The organism is Halomonas sp. hl-4, assembly GCF_900215475.1.
In the GTDB taxonomy this organism is placed as follows: domain Bacteria; phylum Pseudomonadota; class Gammaproteobacteria; order Pseudomonadales; family Halomonadaceae; genus Vreelandella.
In genome coordinates this window covers 1,825,936-1,848,007 of sequence record NZ_LT907845.1, presented here as the reverse complement: position 1 = coordinate 1,848,007, position 22,072 = coordinate 1,825,936, and the positions used below count along the sequence as shown (strand labels likewise).

Sequence of the window (22,072 nt, the reverse complement as noted above, 5' to 3'; positions counted from 1 at the left end):
GAGATGTGATGGATACCAGGGAGTGGTTGGTGGTCAATGCATTACCCGGCGTGGGGCCTCACCGCATTGCTGAGCTGGTGGCGCGACAGCCGCAATGGCCGGAAGGCTGGCTGGCAGCCTTGCCTAGCAAAGCGGCCAGCGCGCTTCGATTATGGTATGAGCATCCGTCAAAGAGTCCTTTGCAGCGTGCGGTTGAGGCAAGCCTGGCTTGGCAATCAAACGCACCGGGGCGGACTATTTTGCACCGCGACCACCCGGCGTGGTCGCCGCTATTGAATCAAATAGCTGATCCGCCAGCGGTGCTGTGGGCGCAGGGCGATCTCAGCGCGCTTGAGCGTCCGACGCTGGCCATGGTGGGTACGCGTCGGCCCACCGCTGAAGGCGCGCATAATGCCAAAACCTTTGCCCGGGAATTGGCGCGCCGGGGCTGGTGTATTGTCAGCGGGATGGCACTAGGCGTTGATGGCGTGGCCCAGCAGGCCGCGTTGGATGCAGGTGGCAGCAGCGTGGCGGTATTGGGGTGTGGGATTGATGTGATTTACCCTGCCCGCCATCGTGCGCTTTACCAGCAGCTTAGCGATTCGCCGGGTGGCCTGGTGCTGGCCGAACACCCGCCGGGCACTGTTGCCCATCCGGCGTTTTTTCCGCGTCGCAACCGCATCGTGACGGGATTGTCGCTGGGCACGCTGGTGGTCGAGGCGGCCGAGAAAAGCGGCTCACTGGTAAGTGCTCGTCTGGCTATGGAGCAGGGCCGCGATGTGTTTGCCCTGCCTAGCTCGTTGCATAATCAGCAGGCACGCGGTTGTTTGCAGCTGCTGCGCCAGGGTGCTGCGATGGCCTGCGAGCCCGAGGACATCGTCAATGAGCTGCAGCATTGGGCGAGCGAGTTTCTACCGCCACCTATGGCTGATCTTTCCGCTGCATCGTCTATGCCAGCAGACGAACCGCTACCCGATGCCCTGCTCGGCTTGTTGGGTGCCTCGCCCACGCCCATCGACGCACTGGTTCAGCAAAGCGGCAGTTCGGTGAGCGAGTGTCAGCAGCGCCTGCTGATGCTGGAAATCGACGGTTGGGTAGCGTCACGGGCAGGAGGCTGGGTGCGTTTGCCACGCCCATGATAAGATGATGTTTCCTTTACCATTACGGGTGGAGAATCCATGACAACGGCGGCTGAACTGGATGTTGCGGTTCGCGCTTTGCGCAACGGCGGCGTGATTGCCTGTCCAACGGAAGCAGTGTGGGGATTAAGCTGCGATCCCGACAACGACGAAGCGTTGGCTCAGCTAATGCGTTTAAAAGCCCGCGATCCTGCCAAAGGGGTCATTTTAGTAGCAGCATCGATCAGTCAATTTCAGCCGTGGCTGGCGCAATTACCCTTAGCGCTGCATGCCCCGCTGGTGGCAAGCTGGCCGGGGCCAAATACCTGGCTGGTGCCCGATAACGGCCGCAGCCACGGTATGGTACGCGGTGCCCATAGTAAAGTGGCCCTGCGGGTCACCGACCACCCGCTGATGCAGGCGCTCTGTGAAGCGTTTGGTGGCCCGCTGGTGTCGACGTCAGCCAACGTGGCCGGCGATCCCCCAGCCGCCAGTGCTGATGAAGTAAGAGCCGTCTTTGGCGACCAACTGGCGGCGATCATCGAGGGCGAGCTAGGCGGTAACGCGCGGCCCAGCAAGATCCGTGATCTAGTCAGTGGCAGCGTGATACGCAGTTAATCGATCATCAGGAGACGACGTGGCGCACGAACATCTGGATACCGTCAAAAACTACCTGCTGGATCTGCAGCAGCGCCTGTGCGAGGGATTGGCAAGCGCCGACGGACAGGCAAGCTTCAAGCAAGACGAGTGGGTGCGGGAAGAGGGTGGCGGTGGTCGCTCGCGAGTGATTGAGAATGGCGGCGTGTTTGAAAAAGGCGGCGTTAATTTCTCTCACGTGTTTGGCAATCAGTTGCCACCCTCGGCCACGGCCGCCCGGCCCGAGCTTGCCGGGCGTAGCTTTCACGCGGTAGGGGTGTCCTGGGTGTTACATCCTGAAAACCCTCATGTACCCACCAGCCACGGCAACGTACGGTTTTTTATTGCTGAAAAAGCCGGTGAGCAGCCGGTCTGGTGGTTCGGCGGGGGTTATGATTTGACGCCGTACTACCCGGTATTTGACGACGTCGTCCACTGGCACAAGGTCGCCCGCGCGGCCTGCGCGCCGTTTGGCGATGATGTTTATTCACGCTACAAAGCCTGGTGCGATGAGTATTTCTACCTCAAGCACCGTGAGGAGACTCGCGGCGTGGGCGGCTTATTCTTTGACGATCTTAACAACGGCGGCTTTGACGACTGCTTTGCTTTTCAACGTGCCGTTGGTGACAGCTTCTTGGATGCCTATTTGCCGATTGTCGAGCGCCGAAAAGGCGATGCCTGGAACGATCAGCAGCGTCAATTCCAGCTTTACCGTCGCGGCCGTTATGTGGAGTTCAACTTGGTATGGGACCGGGGCACGCTGTTTGGCCTGCAAAGCGGCGGGCGTACCGAGTCTATTTTGATGTCGATGCCGCCGCTGGCCCGTTGGGAATATGCCTTTACACCCGAGGCGGGCAGCCCTGAAGCGCGGCTGAATGACTATTTAGTGCCGCGTGACTGGCTTAACGAAGCCGCTCAGAAGCGAGGCGAGGAGCAGCATGACTGACCGTTACTGCGTGATTGGCCACCCCGTTGGCCACTCCAAATCACCTATGATTCATGCCGACTTTGCCCGGCAGACTGGGCAGGATATTGATTACTCGGCTATCGAAGCTCCATTGGACGAATTGGCTGCCGTTTGGCAACAGTTTTGTGCGGAAGGCGGGCGAGGCGCCAACGTGACGGTGCCGTTTAAAGCGGATGCGTTTGCGCTATGCGATACGCTAAGCCATCGCGCCCGGCGGGCGGGCGCCGTCAATACGCTGATCGTCGGGGGTAATGGCTTGACCTACGGCGACACCACCGACGGGGTCGGGTTGGTACGCGACTTTGCCTATCATCGCGTGTCACTGGCTCAAAAGCGCGTGCTGGTGGTGGGTGCAGGGGGTGCCGTACGTGGGATTATTGAACCATTGTTGGCTGAACAGCCCGAGGCGCTCGTCGTGGTCAATCGCACGATGGCCAAAGCTGAGCAACTGGCCCATGACTTTGCCGATTTAGGACCCATTCAAGGCGGTGGCTTTGACACGCTGGAAGGTACGTTTGACGTAGTGATCAATGGTACTAGCGCGAGCCTCGCCGGCGATTTACCCCCGCTGCCTGATACGCTGTTTGCCCCCAACGCCTGGGCTTACGACATGATGTACGGCGCCGAGCCAACGGTGTTCCTGCAATGGGCAGGGCCCCGCGGGGCGAAGCTGCTGGATGGCTTGGGCATGCTGGTAGAGCAGGCAGCGGAATCGTTTTACCTATGGCGCAATCAGCGCCCTGATACGGCTCCGGTACGCGCGCGACTGCGCCAGTCGTTGAACTATGGCTGAGTGAACGCGGGTTAAAACGGGCGGGTAAGAGCAGATAGCGTAAGCTATCAGAGATGGCACCACCATTGGCTAACGACAGTGGCGATGCCATACCGACATTAACGGTTCAGTTAAGGGCGTGGACAGTCAGGCGTGCGGCCGTTATTGCGCGCTTGTTCAAAGGTGGCTATGGCGTCGCTCATGCCGGCTTCCAGTCCTTCAATGCGCTGGCCTTTGCTTGGGTGAGTCGACATCCATGCGGGTGGCTCGCCGCCGCCAGAGGCCTGCTGCATGTTCTGCCACAGGGTAATGCTTTCACGCGGGTCAAACCCGGCCTGGGCCATCAGATCCAGGCCAATGGAATCCGCTTCGCTTTCATGGCGGCGCGAGAAGGGCAGCATAATGCCATATTGCGCCCCCATGCCGAGCACACCCATCAACTGATCACCGCCCGCTCCTTCAAGGCCAGACGCGCTGGAAAGGACCGAGAGACCCAACTGAGTGGCGCTTTCAGTGGATGCCCGCTCATTGGAATGCTTGGCCAGCACGTGGCCGATTTCATGGGCGACAACCGACGCCACCTGGTCTTGGCTGGTAGCGATATCCAACATGCCGGTATGTAAACCCATATAGCCGCCGGGGAGTGCAAAGGCGTTGGGCTCTTCAGATTCGAAGACGCGGATTTGCCAGTCTAGCTGTTGCTGCTCTTCGGGGAGTTCCGCAACAATGGCGTCAGAGATACATTGAGCGTAGCGCTGACTCGCCTGATCGGCGTTAGGCAAGTCCTGTTGATATTGGTTGAAAGCTTTGCTGCCCATATTATTGAGCTCGTCGTCGGATAACAGCAGCAGTTGCGAGCGGCCGGTAGGTGAGGTCGAGCAGGCCGCGACAGAAGCACATAGAGCGGTAATAGCAAGAGGGCGAAACCAGCGCATGAGCATCTTTCCTTTTAATAAGTGAATTCCTGGCCCCAAGATAACCCTTGTACGGGGTAAATCAATCCTCACAAGCATAATTTACCAGGCGCGCCTTTATGGGTGCCGAACTGAGCCAGCGCTTAACCCGTTTAATTGACCGTCTGGACTATTGGTTGCCGCCCGCGCCCGTGCTGAAGTGCTGCGCTTTGCGACCCTGCGCGGTGGTCGCAGCGGCCGAACAGCCGGGCAGTTTGCGGCCCACTGGGTAGTAGGCCGAAAAGGCTTATACGCTAACGCTTAGCGGCGGCTTTTGCGCGCCTCTTTGGTACGGTTGAGTTCGCGCTTTTTGGCTTTTTCCTTGTCGCTGGCGCCTGCCATATGATCAAAGGGGTTGTCGCCGGAGCGAAACTCAAAGCGCATGGGGGTGCCGCGCACTTTCAGCACCTTGCGGAAAGTATTGGTCAAATAGCGGCGGTAGGCGTCGGGCAGTGAATCGGTCTGATTGCCATGCACGACAATAATCGGCGGGTTGCTGCCGCCTTGGTGGGCCATACGCAACTTGATGCGCCGCCCGTGAATCATCGGTGGCGGATGCTGGCTGACGGCGTCCTGAAGCAGGGTGGTCAGGCGGTTGGTCGACCAGTGGGCGTTGGCAGCATTAAAAGCGCGCTCAATCGAAGGATAAAGATCGCCTACCGCCGTACCGTGTAGCGCTGAGATAAAGTGCATCTCAGCGTAGTCAGCAAAGCCTAGACGTCGCTTGATCTCGTTGCGCATCTTATCTTTTGCTTCGCTTTCCAGGCCATCCCACTTATTGACGGCCAGCACCAGTGCGCGGCCTGAGGTGAGGACGTAATCCAGTAGGTGCAGGTCTTGCTCGACCAGCCCGCTACGGGCATCGAGTACCATCACCGCCACATGGCATTCTTTAATGGCATCGAGGGTCTTGATAATCGAGAATTTCTCGGCAATTTCGCTCACGTTTTTACGCCGCCGTACCCCGGCCGTATCGATCAGAACGTAAGGTTTGCCGCGGCGTTCGAAGGGGATTTCGATCGCGTCCCGCGTGGTGCCGGCTTCGTCAAACACCACAACGCGCTCTTCGCCCAGTAGGCGGTTGACCAGCGTCGATTTACCTACGTTCGGGCGACCGATAACGCCAATACGAATGCCCTTGGTGCCAGTGTCGGCGGGTATATCGGCATCGCGCTCGGGGAAGGGCTCAAGCACGGTATCCATTAAGGTCGATACATTACGCCCGTGAGCCGCTGCAATCGGCCAGGGGTCGCCCAGGCCAATTGACCAGAAATCGCCCATGGCGGAGTGTTCTTCCAACCCATCGGTCTTATTCACCACCAGCCAGGTTTTCTTCTGGTTGACCCGTAGGTGGTTGGCAATGGCTTGGTCAGCCACGTTTAACCCTGCCCGCGCATCGACAAGAAATAGCACGATATCGGCTTCGTCGATGGCGGCCAGCGACTGCTCCGCCATCGCCGCATCAATGCCTTCTTCGTCGCCGCTGATGCCGCCGGTGTCGATCACGGTATAGGCTTTATTACCCAGCATGCCGTTGCCGTACTTGCGATCACGGGTCAGGCCAGGAAAGTCGGCCACCAGGGCATCCCGTGAACGGGTAAGACGGTTAAACAGCGTCGACTTACCCACATTGGGGCGGCCAACTAATGCAATCACGGGTGTCATGGAGAGATTTCCAGCGTTTCTAAGTGCCCGTCATTAGCCAGTACATGAATCACATTGCCGTCGGTGATCGCTGGGACGCTAATCCCCGAGCCGTCGACTTCAGAGCGACCCACAAGCTCGCCTTCACGGGCATCGATCAGGTGCACATAGCCTTCAAAGTCGCCAAACACCAAGCGGCCATCGGCAAATGATGGGGCTGTCAGCCAGCGGTCTTCCAACTCATCGTTACGCCATACTTCCTGGCCGTTACTAGTGTCAATGGCGACCACATGGCTTTCATCGGTGACTACAAATAGTAAATTACCTACCAGCAAGGGGGTGTGGCGGCTGGAGAGTTCGCGTTCCCAAAGGACATTACCGCGCGTCGCCTCCAGTGCTACCAGCTGCCCGTTATAACTCGTTACAAACAGGCGTCCTTCCGGGCTGAGTACGGGTTGCCCGGCAATATCAACCAGGCGTTCGACTTCGCTTTGACCCTGAGGTGTAGCAATTTGCATATCCCAAAGCGGCTGGCCGTTGCGGTTATCAATAGTGGCCAGACGGCCATTAGCTTGACCGACAAAACTTACCGGTTCGATGACCATCGGTGTGCCGGTGCCGCGCAGAGTGAGTGACGGCTGAGAGCTGGTATATACCCAGCGTTCTTCACCACTATTGCGATCAAGCGCGGTCACCTGACCGTCGATGCTTTGCACGACCAGCAACTCCGGGTTGGCTTGGGGAGCTGCCAACACTTCGCTGGACACCCGTGAGCGCCAGTTAACGCTACCGTCGCTCTGATCCAGCGCAATCATTTCACCGTCGCGGGTGCCGAGATACACCTGCCCGGCAATGGCGGTTAAAGCGCTGGAAATGGGGGTATCCAGGTCGACTTCCCAGCGCTCCTCGCCATCATCGGCGGCAAATGACATGACCACGCCATTAGCATCGGCGGCGAACAGGTTATCGCCTTCGCGTGCCGGGGTGATGGGGTAACGCGCACGGCCAAGGCCGTCGCCTACGTCCTCTTGCCAAAGGCTCTCAAGGGACGCGCTCTCCTCGAAGCTTTTAAGTTCTTTGGGCGTGTAGGCGGGTTCGTTTTTGCTTGCACAGCCAGCCAATAGGGCGAGCGCCGCGGCGCCTAGGGTGGCGCGCATCATGGGGGTTGAAAACATAGATGTTGAAAACAAGGGTTTCATTGAGCTGTCTCCTCAGCGCCGAGATCGTCAAGCTTGAATTGCACGCCATAAAGCGGCTGATCTTGTTCCTGTGCCAGTTCCAGAGCGCGTTGCCAGGCGTCACGCGCCTGATCGTTCTGGCCCATTGCTAGATAGGCATCGCCCTGCACGTCGGCTTGCTGTGCCGCCAGGGCCTCAGTAATGGGTTCGTCGAGTAATTCGAGTGCGTCTTCTGGCTGTTCATTAGCGATGGCGATACGCGCTAAACGCAGCCATGCAAGGCTTTGCACGTAGCGCCGCTCGGAGGATTCCGCCACCTGGGTGAGCGATTCAGCAGCACTGTCCAAATCGTCTTGCTGGACGGCCAGGCGTGCGTCAAGCAATAAGGCCAACTCGGCGTATAGGGTATCGTCGTGCTCGCTGACAATCTCATCGACCATCTCGCGGGCTTCGCTGAGCTGGTCGCCTTCGAGTTCGTTTCCAGCTGCGAGACTTACCAGATCCTGGTAGCGCACCGACGCCGCCTCGGATTTTCCGGTTTGGTAATCTTGCCAAGCGTTCCAGCCAAACACGCCGGCTGCCGCTAGCGCAGCGCCAGCTATCAGTGACGTGCCGTTTTCTTTCCACCAGCGCTTGATCACATCCAGCTGTTCGTCTTCGCTTCTATCCGCCACGGGCGGCCTCCTATTCAGCAATGACCGCCGCTCTGGGCACGGTCATAATGGGTCGAGCGGCAGGGTATGCCTGCCGTCCATTTAAGGGGTATGGGTTAGCTGTTCGCTAAGCGCATGGGCCAGCGACACCTGGGGGACGCGTTGCTGTGGTTGGTCGTCGCGCAACGCTTTAAGCGTGACGACTTGCTCGGCTAATTCGTCCTCACCTAGCAGCAGGGCGAACGCTGCACCGCTTTTGTCGGCTTTTTTCATGCGGCTTTTAAAGCTGCCGCCGCCGCAATGCAATTGCAGGCGTAGCCAGGGCAGCTCACTGCGTAGCTGTTCGGCCAGGGTGATAGCGGAAATAGTCGCCGCCTCATCCATCGGTAGCAGGTATACATCACTACCGGCTTCTTCGGGCACTAAGTCAAGGGTCTCAAGCAGCAGAATCAAGCGCTCAATGCCCATGGCAAAGCCGACCGCCGGAGTGGGTTTGCCACCTAGCTGCTCGACGAGGCCATCGTAACGGCCCCCTGCGCATACGGTGCCCTGGCTGCCAAGTGCCGTTGTGGTCCACTCAAACACGGTGCGCGAATAATAGTCGAGTCCACGTACCAGCCGAGGGTTGATTACATAGCCGATGCCCGCCGCGTCGAGCATGGCCTTTAGCTGTTCAAAATGCTCACGTGACGGCTCATCTAAGTGATCCATCAAACGCGGTGCGCCGTCGAGCATCTCGGCCATGGCCGGGTTTTTGGAATCCAGGATACGCAGCGGGTTGCTGGTTAGGCGTCGCTTTGAGTCTTCGTCGAGCACCTCGCGGTGCTGTTCGAAGTAGGCTACCAGTTTGTCGCGGTAAGCGGCGCGGGCCTCACTTGAACCTAATGAATTAAGCTCTAACGTGACGTGTTCCATCAACCCAAGCTCTTGCCATAGACGGGCTGAGAGCAGAATGACCTCGGCATCAATGTCCGGGCCTTCGAAGCCGTAGGCCTCAATGCCGACTTGATGAAATTGCCGATAGCGGCCTTTTTGCGGCCGCTCATGGCGAAACATCGGCCCCTGGTACCACAACCGCTGGGTCTGGTTGTGCAAAAGGCCGTGCTCCATGGCAGCGCGCACGCAGCTGGCGGTGCCTTCAGGGCGTAAGGTGAGGCTATCCCCGTTGCGGTCGTCGAAGGTGTACATTTCTTTTTCGACGATGTCGGTCACTTCGCCGATGGAGCGTGCGAATAGTGCAGTTTGCTCAACAATTGGCATGCGAATTTCCGCAAAGCCGTAGCGCTGCATTAACTGGCGTACTTTCCCTTCAAAAAATTGCCAGCGAGGGCTTTCGCTGGGCAATAGGTCGTTCATACCACGAATGGCTTGAATTTTTTTGGCTACAGACTTGCTCAAGGCAAACTCCCTGGGTCGGCTGTCCCGTGGCGTCATTAAACGCTACGGGCGATCGTGTTTTCCTGCTGCTGCTGTTTTTCGCGTACTTTGTCGCGGATCAGCCGCTCCAAGTCATCGACGAGGTGGTCATTGCGTAATTTGCTGGCCGGTTTGCCGTCGATATACACCAGGTTGGCGGGGCTACCGCCGGTGAGGCCAATATCGGTTTCTTTAGCTTCGCCTGGGCCGTTAACGACACAGCCAATGACCGAGACATCAAGGGGGGTCATGACGTCTTCCAGGCGCTCTTCAAGCTGGTTCATGGTGCTGATGACATCAAAATTCTGCCGTGAGCAGCTCGGGCAGGCGATAAAATTGATGCCTTTGGCACGCAGCCTGAGGCTTTTTAGCATGTCGTAGCCGACTTTGATTTCTTCCACTGGGTCGGCCGCAAGCGAGACGCGAATAGTGTCGCCGATACCATCCATCAGCAGCATACCAAGGCCAATGGACGATTTTACCGTGCCGGAGCGAAGTCCGCCTGCTTCGGTAATGCCCAGGTGAAGCGGCTGTTCAATACGCGTTGCCAAATCGCGGTAAGCGGCCACTGCCATAAACACATCCGACGCTTTAACACTGACCTTGAAGTCGGGGAAATCCAGCCGGTCCAGGTAGTCGATATGACGCATGGCCGATTCGACCAGTGCCGCGGGCGTCGGTTCGCCGTATTTTTTTTGCAGATCTTTTTCTAACGACCCTGCATTGACGCCAATACGGATGGGGATGCCATGTTCGCGGGCTGCACTAACCACTGCGTGGACGCGATCTTCACGGCCAATATTGCCCGGGTTGATACGTAGGCAGTCGACGCCAAGCTCGGCCACACGCAGGGCAATCTTATAGTCAAAATGGATGTCGGCCACCAGCGGCACGTTGGCCAGGCGTTTGATTTTGCCAAAGGCCTCGGCGGCGTCCATGTCGGGCACTGACACGCGTACGATATCAGCCCCAGCTTTCTCTAGCTGTGCAATTTGCGCCACGGTCGCGGCCACGTCCAGCGTGTCCGTATTGGTCATGCTCTGAACGGCAATGGGCGCATCTCCACCCACGGCGACGTTACCTACATTGATTTGGCGCGAAGCTCGGCGCTGGATAGGCGAATGAGCGTGCATAAGTCGGGTTACTCTCCCAAGGTGAATCGAGCCACGTTGTTGGCACCTGCGCGTGACGATAAGTCGACGTCTTCGCCTTGATAGCGCAGTTCAACGCCAGTGACGTTGCCCACGGTGAGCCTGAAGGGTGGCTGACCTTCGACCTCAGTGGAGGTGCCAGGTTCTTGCAGACCTACCAGCACACGCTGGTTATCGGCGTCGATAATTTCTGTCCACGACTGTTCATTAAACGTCAGCGCTAAACGATTAGTGTTGCTATCGTTACCCGTGGTTTCGTCACCTTCATTGGCATCATCGCCTGTGGCATCGTCGTTACTTTCGTCACCGTCGGACTGGCTATCCGTCTCTGCTAGGCTGGTCGACTCGGTGGCCTCATCTGCACCTTCTTCATCAATCAGCAGCGCCGAATCAGCAGAGTCTGAGGGTGTTTCGTTGCCTGTCTCGCTGGTATCTTCGGCGGTGTTTTCAGCGGCAAAATTACTTTCCGCTGCGCTGCTGTCCTCAGTAGCCGAGTCATTCAGCGCTGTGTCTTCGTCGGTGACGTCGTCGGATTCGCTTGATGAAAGCTCTGGGTCAGACTGTGAAGACTCATTGAGCTCACCTGTGTCTTCTTGCTCGGCAGGTGCGTCCTCCATTGAAGACGACGAGTCCATCTCAGGGAGTTCGTTGCCCCCTCGGCTCTGCCACCACATCACCGTGACGGCAATCAGCCCCACAATAATGAACAGCGTGACCAGCTTGAATAACCAGGCACCCAGGCGAGAAGGCGGCTTGGTCACCGCGACGGGGGTGACTTTGCGCTCCAGGTCGGCTTCGCCAAAGCGTGTACGATAAGCATCCAGTATCAAGTGTTCATCAATAGCTAAATATTTGGCATAGGCGCGCAGGTAACCGCGGCGATAGGTAACCACTGGAATTTCACTGTAATCATCGCGTTCCAGGCCTTCTACCACAGCAGGGCGTAGGTTCAGCGCCCGGGCGGCATCGTTAAGGGCAATGCCAAGTTGTTCACGGCGGCGGGCCAACAGCTCGCCGGGGGAGTCATTTACGATTGGGGTGTCGCTAGCTTGTGACGGTGTCTCGCTCATGGCTGAGCATCCTTCATTAAATAATCGGTGATCAGGGCATCCATCGCTTAATTGGCACTCAGCTGACGTTGATAGTCAGCAGCGGCGTCGTGATCGCCTCTTGCCTCGGCAATGTCAACGGCCAGTGATAGTGCGTTCCGGCTCGGCCCGGCAAGCTGCAGGTGCTTTTGCAGCGGTGACCATGCCTCGGCGTAATTACCCTGTGAGTATTCGAGTTCAGCTAACATAAAATATCCGCGGGGATTGCGCGGATCGATCCGTTGCGCGCGCTTAAAGCGCTCGCGTGCTAGTTCGGTCTCGCCCAGGGCCATATAACACTGCCCTAGATTGGCAAAAAGCTGGGTACGGTTCTCGTACTGGGCGTCTTTGGAAGCGCTTTCGAGCTGATTGCAGGCAGCTTCCAAACGGTCTTCTTGGTAAAGAAACGCGGCGTAGTTGTTACGCGCGCGGGTAAAATCCGGCGCCGTCTTAATGGCGCGCTGAAAGTGCTGGTCGGCCAAATCGCTTTCGCCTTGCTGCTGGTAAACTAGTGCAATGGCCTGGAGCGCCTCGGCGTTGTCGGGTTCGATCTCGAGCGCTCGATCTAATGCGTTTAGTGCCCGCGGGAGATTATCGCGCTCCAAATAGGCAACTCCAAGCTGGGTATAGGCTGAGGCGGCCTCGGGCGTTGACGAAGAGGAAGAAACATTAGAGGAAGATGCACAGCCGGCTAGCCACATGCTGCCGACCAGCGCGGCGAGCAAGGGCACCCGATATGGGTGGTAAAGCCTGCGGTGACACATCATGTAAATCCTCGCAAGGTGACGATAAAAAGATGAATCGCTAAATTAAACCGTGTCCATCAAAGCGCCGTGTTCGCCGGAAGTCAAGATGATGACTAATCAGTCTGCATCCAATTGAATCGACTGGATATAGCGAGCGCTTCGTTTGGTGCGGTCTTTTACCCGGCCCACAAGCTGTCCACAAGCAGCGTCAATGTCATCGCCGCGGGTCGACCGAATGGGAGCAGTGTAGCCTAAGTCGTGCAACCACTGTTGAAAACGCATTGTCTGATTACGCGACGGTGTTTCATACCCTGAATTTGGAAATGGGTTAAATGGGATCAGGTTAATTTTACAAGGTAGCTCTTTGAGCAGTGCCGCTAGCTGTTCGGCGTGCTCTTGCTGATCATTCACATCTTTAATCAGGGTATATTCGATCGTTACCAGACGGTTTTCCGGGCACTTGGCCAAATAGCGGTGACAGGCGTCCATCAGCGCACGGATATTGTACTTGCGATTGAGCGGCACCAGTTCGTTTCGCAACTCGTCGTTGGCGGCGTGCAGCGACACCGCCAGACTGACATCGAGTTCGTCGCCAAGTTTATCCAGCATGGGCACCACGCCCGAGGTGGACAACGTAACCCGGCGCTTGGAAAGGCCATAGCCGTCGTCGTCGAGCATCAATTTCATGGCCGGTACGACGTTGTCGTAGTTGAGCAGCGGCTCGCCCATGCCCATCATGACCACGTTGGTCACCGGCCGGTTGGCGGTATCCCGACGCGGCCCGACGCTACGTTGGGCCACCCATACCTGGCCGATGATTTCAGCAGCGGTCAGGTTGCGCTGAAAGCCTTGCTTGCCGGTTGAGCAGAAGCTGCAGTCCAGCGAGCAACCCACCTGGGATGACACACACAGTGTGCGCCGCTTGCCGTTTTCGGCCGGGATCAGCACGGTTTCGACGTAGCTGCCGTCTTCCACTTCCAGCACCCACTTGCGCGTACCATCGCTTGACGTGCCCTCGTAGATAACGCCTGGGCCTCGAATTTCCGCTACCTGAGCGAGCTTTTCCCGCAGCGGTTTTGACAGGTTCGTCATCGCGGAGAAATCGTCGCACCCTTCGATGTGAATCCACTTCATCACCTGGGCGGCACGGAATTTCTTTTCGCCAATGGAGACGAAGAAAGCCGCCATTTGCTCCCGCGACATACCCAGCAGGTTTTGACGCTCGGGCGTTGCTTGTGCGCTGGGCGAGTGTTGGGGGGCAGAGCTAGGCGTATGTTGGACTACGGTGGTGGTCATGGCGGTCAGCGTTTAGGGAAGTGGCGGGGGCGAGGCCCCCGCGTAAAATGGCCGGCAACAGAGGTTGAAACGGCGGCGCTACCTGACAAAGCGTGATTAGCGCGAGCAGATTTCGTCGTTGCCGAAGAAGTAGTTGATTTCGCGCTCGGCGCTTTCCGCAGAGTCAGAACCATGGACAGCATTGGCGTCGATTGTTTCCGCAAAATCGGCGCGAATCGTGCCCGGTGCGGCTTCTTTCGGGTTAGTAGCGCCCATTAAATCACGATTTTTGGCAATCGCGCCTTCGCCTTCTAGCACTTGCACGACAACCGGACCCGAGGTCATGAAGCCTACGAGGTCCTTGAAGAACGGGCGCTCTTTGTGTTCAGCGTAGAAGCCGCCGGCTTTTTCTTCAGACAAGTGCAGCATTTTGGCGGCCACAACGCGCAGCCCAGCATTCTCAAAACGCGCAATGATTTCGCCAATGGCGTTTTTGGCGACGGCGTCGGGCTTGATGATAGATAGAGTGCGTTCAGTTGCCATGTCACAGTCTCCTGAAAGGATAAAAAAACATTGCCGCCCCGGTGGGCCGGGGCGGTAAAAATAAAGGTGTCGGTAGCCGTATCAGCTACCGAGTGGCGCGATTATAGCGCTTAAGCGGGGGGATGAATACCGCCGCGCTGTGTGCTGGCAACCTGCGTTAGACGGTAAAGCTTTCACCGCAGCCGCATTCGTCTTTAACGTTGGGGTTGTTGAAGCGGAAAAAGCGATTCAGCCCTTCGTTAACGTAATCGACTTCGCTGCCGTCGAGCATTTCCACGGCGTCGGGGGCGACGTAAACGCTGGCACCGTTGGCTTCAAAACGCACGTCTTCGTCATTCACCTGGTCGGCGAAGTCCAGTACATAGCTATAGCCTGAGCAGCCGCTGGGTTTGACGGAAACACGCAGGCCTAAGCCTTGACCGCGTTCGTCCAACACGTGGCGAATCTGCTGGGCGGCAGCTGGGGTAATATTGAGTGTGGCCATTGAGGCGTCCTCCTGTAAGTGGTCAGCCGCTTAGCGCTGCTAGGCGCGCAGCCCGCTCACCGCGTGGCGGATAAGCGTTATGGCGTGGTCGATATCGGCCTCGGTCGTAAATCGGCCAAAGCTAAAACGAATCGACGAAAGGGCAAGGCGCCTTGGGACGCCAATGCCGAGTAATACATAGGACGGGTCTACACTTGCCGAGTTGCAGGCCGACCCGGTGGAGACAGCGACATCGCGCAACCCCATGAGTAGCGATTCACCGTCCACGCCTTCAAAGGCGAGGTTAAGAATGTTGGGTACCGCGTGGGCAAGAGGCGTATTGGCATAGACGCCTTCCAACCCCTCTAGCCCTTTCAGAAAGCGTTGCTGTAGTTGGGCGATGCGCGCCTGCTCTTCGGCGTGCTGCCCTTGCATTAGCAAAAAGGCTTCGCCCATGCCGGCAATCTGATGCGTAGGCAGGGTGCCGGAGCGCATGCCGCGTTCGTGGCCGCCACCGTGAATTAGCGCTTCAATGCGAATATCAGGGTGGCGCTTTACGTAAAGCGCACCCACGCCTTTTGGCCCATAGGCCTTGTGGCCCGACAGCGACATTAAATCAACCTGCTGAGCGACCACAGATAGTTCGATTCGGCCAACGGCCTGTGCGGCATCGCAGTGAAAGGCCGCACCGAATTCATGAGCCACGGTGGCCAGGGCGGCGATATCATTGATGCTGCCCAGTTCGTTGTTGACCGCCATTAGCGATACCAGCGCGGTGTCATCGCGCATTGCCTCGCGAAGCTGCTCAGGCTGGATGCAGCCATCCGCACCGGGAGAGAGCCATGTGACCTCAAAGCCTTCGTGTTCAAGCGCGCGAGCGGTATCAATAATCGCTTTGTGTTCAATGGTTGAGGTGACCAAGTGCATGCCACGTTTGCGGTTGGCGCGCATGAAACCGATCAACGCCAGGTTATCGGCCTCGGTGGCGCCGCTGGTCCAGACGATTTCGCGCGGATCAGCATCGATGGTGTCGGCCACCTGGCGGCGCGCCTGCTCAACGGCCTGTTCAGCCTGCCAGCCGAGCATGTGGCTGCGTGAGGCAGGATTGGCAAACAGTTGATCCACCGTCAAGTAGCGCTGCATAACCTCGGCCACGCGCTGATCCACCGGCGTGGTAGCGGCGTAATCAAGATAGATGGGTAGCGAGGCGGCAGTCATCGTGGTCATGTTACCTGTGGTGGAAAAAAGCAAAGCGTTCAGGGAGACGAGGCTAGGATGCCCGCCGCCAAGCGCTGTTGTTGGCGCTCGGCGACTTGTATTACATCGGGGCGCTGCATCAATTGGGCAAGGGTCACGTCATCTAAAAAATGCCGAATTTGCGCCGATAAATCGCACCATAAGTGGTGCGTCAGGCAGGTATCTCCCTGTTGGCAATCGGAGAGCCCCTGACAGCGCGTGGCATCCACGGTTTCGTTTACCGCGTCAATGACCTGGGAGATGCTAATACGATTAGGTGCATGGGCAAGCAAATAGCCGCCACCCGGACCGCGCACACTGTTAACCAGTCCGTAACGGCGCAGCCGAGCAAATAGTTGCTCAAGATACGACAGCGATATTTCCTGGCGCTGAGAAATATCGCTAAGGCTGGTCGGGCCATGTTGGGCGTGCAGTGCTAAATCCAGCATGGCGGTAACAGCGTAACGCCCTTTGGTGGTCAAACGCATGGCAGGTACCTCGACGCCGACGGCTCAGCGCTAACGGCAAATGTGCTGCCATTATGGGAAAACCTGAGTGCTTTGGTCAACCATTACCCGATTGCGTGTCCTGCTCTGCCGACGTCGTCGACGAGGTGTTTTTGGCTACGCCTGAGCAGGCGCCGTCCGCTTCGTCAAGAATGTCGGCAAAATCTTCATCGCGCAGCGCCGGTAGCTGGCCGTCACGATAGCTGGCATCCAGTTTGCGCAGGGTTGAGCACATGCGCTCGATGCGCTCATCCACGGCGTGCATGTGATCCAGCATCGCCTGCATGGAGCGGGCCACGGGGTCGGGCATATCTTCGCTCACGCCATAGGCGTCAAAGCCAAACTTTTGGCAGATCGCCTCGCGGCGGGCGGGATCCACATCCAGGGCTTCTTCGACATCTGGATCGGCGCGTTTAACCACTTTGCCGGGAATGCCGACCACTGTCGCCCCGGCAGGAACTTCTTTGGTGACCACCGCATTGGAACCGATTTTAGCGCCCGCGCCGACGGTAAAAGGGCCTAAGATTTTGGCCCCCGCTCCCACGATGACGCTATCGCCCAGCGTTGGGTGACGCTTGCCCTTGTGCCAACTGGTGCCGCCCAGGGTGACGCCCTGGTAGAGCGTCACGTCGTTGCCCACCCGGGCGGTTTCGCCAATCACCACGCCCATGCCATGGTCGATGAAAAAGCGTCGGCCAATGGTGGCCCCCGGGTGAATTTCAATGCCGGTCAGCCAGCGGCCAAACGTCGATAGCGAGCGCGACAGCCACTTAAGGTTTTTTTGCCATAGCCAGTGGCTGCAGCGATGTAATAGTAGCGCGTGCAGGCCAGGGTAATTAGTCAGCACCTCGAGAAAGTTGCGGGCGGCGGGGTCTCGGTCAAAGACGCTGTTAATATCTTCACGCAGGCGTTGAAACATGGGGATCCCTTGGGCGGTAGCAGTGCGATTCATCACCGGGCGGTTTTGACCAGCATCGCAGGGTTATTGTACGCAGTTGAGAAATGGTGGGGGCGCGCGACGCTCTCTTCAAGTCTAGCGGCTCACTCATGCGGTTGCTTGTGCTGTGCGGCCTTTTCGGTGGCGGATAAAATGCCGCGCAGAATATTCATTTCCATCTGCTCTGGGCGGGCGCGAAGATAAAGGCGCCTAAGTCGGGCCATTAGCTGGCGCGGCTTGTCGGGGTCATGGAACTCAATGGCTACCAGTGCGCGTTCTAAGTGCTCAAAGTAGCGTTCCAGGTCGGCATGGGAGGCAAGTGCATCGTCGGCATCCGGCCTCGGGGCTGCTTGAGCGGCTGGCTCGTTTGCGTGTTGCCCCATCCATGCCATGCGACACTCGTAGGCAAGTACCTGAACCGCAGCGGCTAGATTGAGCGAGCTGAAGTCGGCGTTGGTGGGAATATTGACGTGGGCGTGGCAGCGCTGTAGCTCCTCGTTAGTCAAGCCGCTATCCTCGCGGCCAAACACCAGCGCGACGCGGGCATTAGGAGACTGACATTCGCCGGGTAAGCGGTCGGCCAGCTCACGTGGGGTTAACATCGGCCAGGGCAGCGTGCGTGAGCGCGCACTGGCCCCCACCGCCAGTGTGCAGTCCGCCACCGCGTCTTCAATGGTCGCAAACACCTGGGCGTTATGCAGTAGGTGATCGGCCCCCGAGGCGCGGGAGATGCTGTCCTGGGTGATGGCTTCGCAGCGTGGCGCCACGAGTGCCAGGTCGGTGAGTCCCATATTATGCATGGCGCGGGCAACGCCCCCGATATTGCCAGGATGACTGGTGCCGATAAGTACGATACGAATGCGCTCAAGCATGATAAAACCCGGTCACAGGAAGCGGAAAAGCGGCAGTCTACCATGAGTCGATAGCATGCCCGATAGCGGTCTGCTAGAATTGCGCGCCAAAGGCGAAGCGACCGCCTACCGTTCTTTAACATCACTGTGACAAGGCCCAACCATGAATCCGATGGTCCAATTTACGCTGCGCGCTGCGCGCGGCGCTGTTGAACACTTCCTGAAGGTGCGCGAGCGTATCGAAAACGCGCACGATGAGTTCAACCTCGACAAACTGCTTGAAGACACGGCGCGTAAAGCCGAGGCAACCATTGTTCAGCAGTTGGAACGTGGCTATCCCCAACACGGGGTGATGGGGCGCTACACCCCTTTCCGGCCCGGCCAGGATGAAAGCGGCGATATCGTCTGGAAGATTGAGCCCATGCACGGTTATTCCAACCTGGCCGTCGCGGGCAAGGGCTTTGCACTCTCAGTGGTGTGTCTCGTCAAAGGTCGTCCCGAGCATGCCGTGGTGATTTCGCCTTTCGGTGATGACGAATACATTGCCAGCCGCGGCCGTGGCGCCCAGCATAACGACAAGCGTATGCGGGTCAGCCAGGCCAAGGCGATCAGCGCCACCCGCCTGGCGATGAGTCTTCCTGAGCCTTGGCTGCGGCCCCGTCATTTGCCTGCCTACTTAACCATTACCCAGCAGTTGGCCCCCCAGGTAGATACGCTGGTGGCGACGGGCAGTGGTCTATTGGATATCTGTGAGTTGGCTACCGGGCGTGTCGATAGCGCCTTCGTGTTGGGCCTTGAAGAGCAGGATCTGCAGGTAGGGACGCTGTTGTTGAAAGAGTCCGGGGCATTGATGGGGTCGCCCGATGGGCAGCCTAACGTGAAGGCGGAAGGCCAGCTGTTAGCAGCAGGGCCACGCTTGTATAAAGCGCTAATCAAGCAGTTGGCACCGCACGTTTAACCCTCTGCTCAGACAAACGAAAAAGCCCCTGTCGGCATCACCGACAGGGGCTTTTTGCTAGCAGCAAGTTCAGCCCGGTTAGGGCAACTCTTCCTCTTCTTCGTCGACCTCTTTCTTGGTAGGAATCAGGTCTTCACGCGATAGTTTGAGCGGAAGCAGCAGCGCACCCGAAACGTAAATGGATGAAAACGTGCCCACCACAATGCCCACAATGAGAGCGATGGCGAAGTTTTCGATCATCTCGCCGCCGAGTAGCAGCAGGGCCAGCAATACGAGCAAAGTGGTGCCGGAGGTTGCCAGTGTACGCGAGAGCGTGGCGTTGATTGCCTCGTTAAAGATTTGCGGCATGTCGTCTATTTGCGTCGTGCGAATCTCCTCGCGCATACGGTCGTAGACCACGATCGTGTCGTTCAGCGAGTAACCGATTACTGCCAAAATGGCGGCCAGTACGGTCAGGTTGAAGTCGAGCTGAAATAGCGCGAAAAAACCCACGACGATGATCACGTCATGTATCAGGGCCAGCAAAGCGCCAATCGCAAACTTGTACTGAAAGCGAAACGCTACATAGAGCATCACCACGCCCAGGGCGACCAGTAACCCCATGCCGCTCTGATCACGCAGCTGGTCGCCCACCTGGGCGCCCACGAACTCCGCGCGGATCAGCTCAACCTCGGTTCCATCCTCGCTGAGGATATTGACAATGTTGGTGCCAATATCGGAGTCAAACGCCTGACGCAGGCGAATTAGCACCTCGTTCGAGCTACCGAAGGTTTGCACCGAGACATCTTCAAAGTCGTTGTCTTGCAGAAACTGGCGCACGGTATCCAAGGACGGTGCCTCGTCATAGTGCACTTCCACCAAGGTGCCACCAGTGAAATCCAGGCCTAAATTAAGCTGTTGGAAAACAATCGCGCCAATCGACACGATCAGCATGACGGCAGCGACGATGAACGCCAAATTGCGGCGCCCCATAAAGTCGATTTGCCGGTGTGTTAAAGGTTTCATTACCACCTCGTTAAATCTGGGCTGAGCGTTGGCGTTAGATCCACAGCTTTTTGACCGGCTTGCTGCCGTAAGTCAGGTTGACCATGGCGCGCGTTACCATTAGGGCGGTAAACATCGATGTCAAAATACCGATAGACAGGGTCACGGCGAAGCCTTTGACCGGCCCAGTACCAATCGAGAACAGAATTACCGCGACCAGCAGCGTGGTAATATTGGCATCGACAATCGACGTAAAGGCGCGTTCGTAGCCAGCGTAGATGGCCTGCTGGATCGACAATCCATTGCGCAGCTCTTCGCGTATTCGCTCAAATATCAGCACGTTGGCGTCCACCGCCATGCCCAGCGTCAGCACGATGCCGGCAATCCCCGGAAGCGTCAGCGTGGCGCCAAGTAGCGACATGGCGGCGGTTAGTAGGGCTAGGTTTAACGCCAGGGCAATATTGGCGAAGATGCCGAATACCTTGTAGCGGATCAGCATGAACAGCGCGACCAGCAACAAGCCGACTTGCACTGAAAGCAGGCCGCGTTCGATATTGTCGGCACCCAGGCTTGGCCCGATGGTGCGTTCCTGAACGAAGTAGATTGGCGCTGCGAGTGAGCCCGAACGCAGCAACAGCGCAAGTTCTTCGGCCTCGGTAGGCGACTCAAGACCGGTAATGCGGAAGCTATTGCCCAGCGCACTCTGGATCGTCGCCAAACTGATCAGGCCACGCTCCACGTAGGGTTCGCGCTCGGTGACTTCCTCGCCATCCTCAATGACCGTGCGTTCCTTGGTTTTGTGCTCAATAAACAGCACCGCCATATTGCGACCAATGTTGCTGCGCGTGGCGCGGTTCATCAACGTACCGCCGGTGCCGTCCAGGTCGATGTTGACCTGTGGTCGACCGTTTTCATCGAAGTTGCGGCTGGCATCCGAAACGCTATCGCCGGTAACGATAACGTCGCGCATCAGGTCGGCGGAGCGCGATTCGTCGTTACGGAAGCTGAAGCTTTCCGTCTCATTGTCGGGTGCGTCGGAACGCGCCTCCAGGCGGAATTCCAGGTTCGCCGTCGCACCTACCACGCGTTTGGCCTCCACGGTATCCTGAACGCCGGGAAGCTCCACGACAATGCGGTCGGGGCCTTGGCGCTGGACCATGGGCTCGGCAACGCCTAGTTCGTTAACCCGGTTACGCAGTGTGGTCAGGTTTTGGTTAATCGCGTAGTCCTGAATCTCATTAACCGATTCATCGGTCAGCGTCATCACCAAACGTGCCGCACGGCCTTCTTCTTCGCTGCTGTATTCGAACTCAGGGAATTCGCGGCTGATAAGTCCGCGCGCTTCATTGCGGTCCTCTTCGCCAGCGAAATCAATTGAAAGGCTGCGCTCTTCTACCTCGGTGTTGCGATAGCGAATGCCCTCTTCGCGCAGCAATTCACGCATCGCGCTGCCGTTAACCTCAAGCCGCTGGGTCAGCGCAGCCTCCATATCAACTTCCAGCAGGAAGTGAACGCCGCCGCGCAGGTCGAGACCGAGCGTCATGGGAGAGGCAGAAAAGGCCTGCAGCCAGCCGGGCGTTGCCTCGGCAAGGTTCAGTGCAACCGTGGCATCGTCTCCCAGCAGGTCGCTGGCGATTTCCTGGGCGCGCAACTGATCATCGGAATCAGATAGGCGAATCAGCCACTGCTGCCCGTTTTGTTCGATGGCTTTAATCGCTACGTCTTCATCATTGAGGGCGTCTTCAACGCGCTCAATTTCGCTTTCATCCAGCGTTTCGCCGGTCTCGGCGCTGCTGATTTGGACGGCGGGATCTTCAGGGAATAAGTTGGGAAGTGCGTAGATAAGGCCGGCCACTAAAACGACCAGTATCAACAGATACTTCCACAGGGGGTAACGGTTGAGCATGCAAGCCCTGCCTTCAATTACAAACGGAATGCTGCGCATAGACTCACTATGCGCAGCAAGGTTCACCATCGCTGATACCATGTCACCCCTGCCGGGATGGCTGGCATTAAGG

General features: G+C 57.8%; 22 protein-coding genes and 1 pseudogene. 6 read left to right on the top strand and 17 right to left on the bottom strand.

Going from position 1 to position 22,072, the window contains the following annotated elements; all coding sequences use genetic code 11:
- Positions 1-8: 8 nt before the first annotated feature.
- From dprA to aroE, 4 genes are read left to right on the top strand one after another with little or no spacing between them, the layout of a single operon-like run.
- Positions 9-1,118 carry a DNA-processing protein DprA gene (gene dprA, locus CPH17_RS08860; protein ID WP_096299135.1) on the top strand — a complete coding sequence of 370 codons (1,110 nt, stop codon included), beginning with the start codon at positions 9-11 and terminating at the stop codon, positions 1,116-1,118.
- Positions 1,119-1,157: 39 nt separating this feature from the next.
- Positions 1,158-1,715 carry an L-threonylcarbamoyladenylate synthase gene (locus tag CPH17_RS08855; RefSeq protein ID WP_096299132.1) on the top strand — a complete coding sequence of 186 codons (558 nt, stop codon included), beginning with the start codon at positions 1,158-1,160 and terminating at the stop codon, positions 1,713-1,715.
- A 19-nt stretch (positions 1,716-1,734) separates the two neighbouring features.
- Positions 1,735-2,679, top strand: coding sequence for an oxygen-dependent coproporphyrinogen oxidase (gene hemF, locus CPH17_RS08850; protein ID WP_096299130.1), 945 nt, complete (start codon positions 1,735-1,737; stop codon positions 2,677-2,679).
- The gene (gene aroE, locus CPH17_RS08845) at positions 2,672-3,493 is read left to right on the top strand and encodes a shikimate dehydrogenase (RefSeq protein ID WP_074397398.1); all 822 of its coding nucleotides are present in this window, start codon (positions 2,672-2,674) and stop codon (positions 3,491-3,493) included. Before hemF ends, aroE begins: the two co-directional genes overlap by 8 nt.
- A gap of 110 nt (positions 3,494-3,603) precedes the next feature.
- Here the strand turns inward: aroE and CPH17_RS08840 are convergent, their stop codons facing one another.
- On the bottom strand, positions 3,604-4,407 hold the full coding sequence (locus CPH17_RS08840) for a M48 family metallopeptidase (protein WP_074397397.1): 804 nt from the start codon (positions 4,405-4,407) through the stop codon (positions 3,604-3,606).
- A 166-nt stretch (positions 4,408-4,573) separates the two neighbouring features.
- On the opposite strand from CPH17_RS08840, the pseudogene CPH17_RS20250 reads away from it, so the two are divergent.
- A pseudogene (locus tag CPH17_RS20250) lies at positions 4,574-4,690 on the top strand (AAA family ATPase); the annotation flags it as partial.
- On the opposite strand, the gene der reads toward CPH17_RS20250, so the two are convergent.
- From der to trmJ, 14 genes are all read right to left on the bottom strand, one after another.
- On the bottom strand, positions 4,687-6,090 hold the full coding sequence (gene der / locus CPH17_RS08830; protein ID WP_074397396.1) for a ribosome biogenesis GTPase Der: 1,404 nt from the start codon (positions 6,088-6,090) through the stop codon (positions 4,687-4,689). The pseudogene CPH17_RS20250 and the gene der sit on opposite strands and share 4 nt — an antisense overlap.
- Complete coding sequence (gene bamB, locus CPH17_RS08825; RefSeq protein WP_096299127.1) at positions 6,087-7,268, bottom strand: outer membrane protein assembly factor BamB; 1,182 nt, start codon at positions 7,266-7,268, stop codon at positions 6,087-6,089. The genes der and bamB overlap by 4 nt, the downstream gene beginning before the upstream one ends.
- Positions 7,265-7,921, bottom strand: a complete 657-nt coding sequence (locus CPH17_RS08820) for a YfgM family protein (protein ID WP_096299125.1) — start codon at positions 7,919-7,921, stop codon at positions 7,265-7,267. Before CPH17_RS08820 ends, bamB begins: the two co-directional genes overlap by 4 nt.
- Before the next feature lie 81 nt (positions 7,922-8,002).
- Positions 8,003-9,298: a histidine--tRNA ligase gene (hisS, locus tag CPH17_RS08815; protein ID WP_096299123.1), complete on the bottom strand. Its 1,296-nt coding sequence runs from the start codon at positions 9,296-9,298 to the stop codon at positions 8,003-8,005.
- A gap of 35 nt (positions 9,299-9,333) precedes the next feature.
- Entirely contained in the window at positions 9,334-10,449 is a 1,116-nt protein-coding gene (gene ispG, locus CPH17_RS08810; protein ID WP_096299121.1) for a flavodoxin-dependent (E)-4-hydroxy-3-methylbut-2-enyl-diphosphate synthase, read from the bottom strand.
- Between the two features lie 8 nt (positions 10,450-10,457).
- The gene (locus tag CPH17_RS08805) at positions 10,458-11,537 is read right to left on the bottom strand and encodes a RodZ domain-containing protein (protein ID WP_096299119.1); all 1,080 of its coding nucleotides are present in this window, start codon (positions 11,535-11,537) and stop codon (positions 10,458-10,460) included.
- A gap of 47 nt (positions 11,538-11,584) precedes the next feature.
- On the bottom strand, positions 11,585-12,322 hold the full coding sequence (pilW, locus tag CPH17_RS08800; protein ID WP_074397391.1) for a type IV pilus biogenesis/stability protein PilW: 738 nt from the start codon (positions 12,320-12,322) through the stop codon (positions 11,585-11,587).
- A gap of 96 nt (positions 12,323-12,418) precedes the next feature.
- Positions 12,419-13,597 (bottom strand): 23S rRNA (adenine(2503)-C(2))-methyltransferase RlmN, encoded by a 1,179-nt coding sequence (gene rlmN / locus CPH17_RS08795; RefSeq protein WP_074397390.1) that lies wholly within the window; start codon positions 13,595-13,597, stop codon positions 12,419-12,421.
- Positions 13,598-13,693: 96 nt separating this feature from the next.
- Positions 13,694-14,119 carry a nucleoside-diphosphate kinase gene (gene ndk / locus CPH17_RS08790; protein WP_096299117.1) on the bottom strand — a complete coding sequence of 142 codons (426 nt, stop codon included), beginning with the start codon at positions 14,117-14,119 and terminating at the stop codon, positions 13,694-13,696.
- A 157-nt stretch (positions 14,120-14,276) separates the two neighbouring features.
- Positions 14,277-14,603: a HesB/IscA family protein gene (locus CPH17_RS08785; RefSeq protein WP_074397388.1), complete on the bottom strand. Its 327-nt coding sequence runs from the start codon at positions 14,601-14,603 to the stop codon at positions 14,277-14,279.
- Between the two features lie 39 nt (positions 14,604-14,642).
- Positions 14,643-15,800 (bottom strand): IscS subfamily cysteine desulfurase, encoded by a 1,158-nt coding sequence (locus tag CPH17_RS08780; protein ID WP_096299114.1) that lies wholly within the window; start codon positions 15,798-15,800, stop codon positions 14,643-14,645.
- A 38-nt stretch (positions 15,801-15,838) separates the two neighbouring features.
- Positions 15,839-16,306, bottom strand: coding sequence for a Fe-S cluster assembly transcriptional regulator IscR (iscR, locus tag CPH17_RS08775; protein ID WP_074397386.1), 468 nt, complete (start codon positions 16,304-16,306; stop codon positions 15,839-15,841).
- A gap of 76 nt (positions 16,307-16,382) precedes the next feature.
- The gene (cysE, locus tag CPH17_RS08770; RefSeq protein WP_074397385.1) at positions 16,383-17,243 is read right to left on the bottom strand and encodes a serine O-acetyltransferase; all 861 of its coding nucleotides are present in this window, start codon (positions 17,241-17,243) and stop codon (positions 16,383-16,385) included.
- 122 nt (positions 17,244-17,365) lie between these two features.
- Positions 17,366-18,133 carry a tRNA (cytosine(32)/uridine(32)-2'-O)-methyltransferase TrmJ gene (gene trmJ, locus CPH17_RS08765; RefSeq protein WP_096299112.1) on the bottom strand — a complete coding sequence of 256 codons (768 nt, stop codon included), beginning with the start codon at positions 18,131-18,133 and terminating at the stop codon, positions 17,366-17,368.
- Between the two features lie 142 nt (positions 18,134-18,275).
- Here trmJ and CPH17_RS08760 point away from each other — a divergent pair, with 142 nt between their 5' ends.
- Positions 18,276-19,070, top strand: coding sequence for an inositol monophosphatase family protein (locus tag CPH17_RS08760; RefSeq protein WP_096299110.1), 795 nt, complete (start codon positions 18,276-18,278; stop codon positions 19,068-19,070).
- Between the two features lie 78 nt (positions 19,071-19,148).
- On the opposite strand, the gene secF is transcribed toward CPH17_RS08760, so the two are convergent.
- Both secF and secD read right to left on the bottom strand, forming a co-directional pair.
- Complete coding sequence (gene secF / locus CPH17_RS08755; protein WP_096299108.1) at positions 19,149-20,075, bottom strand: protein translocase subunit SecF; 927 nt, start codon at positions 20,073-20,075, stop codon at positions 19,149-19,151.
- A gap of 34 nt (positions 20,076-20,109) precedes the next feature.
- Positions 20,110-21,960, bottom strand: coding sequence for a protein translocase subunit SecD (gene secD, locus CPH17_RS08750; RefSeq protein ID WP_096300925.1), 1,851 nt, complete (start codon positions 21,958-21,960; stop codon positions 20,110-20,112).
- Between the last annotated feature and the right edge of the window lie 112 nt (positions 21,961-22,072).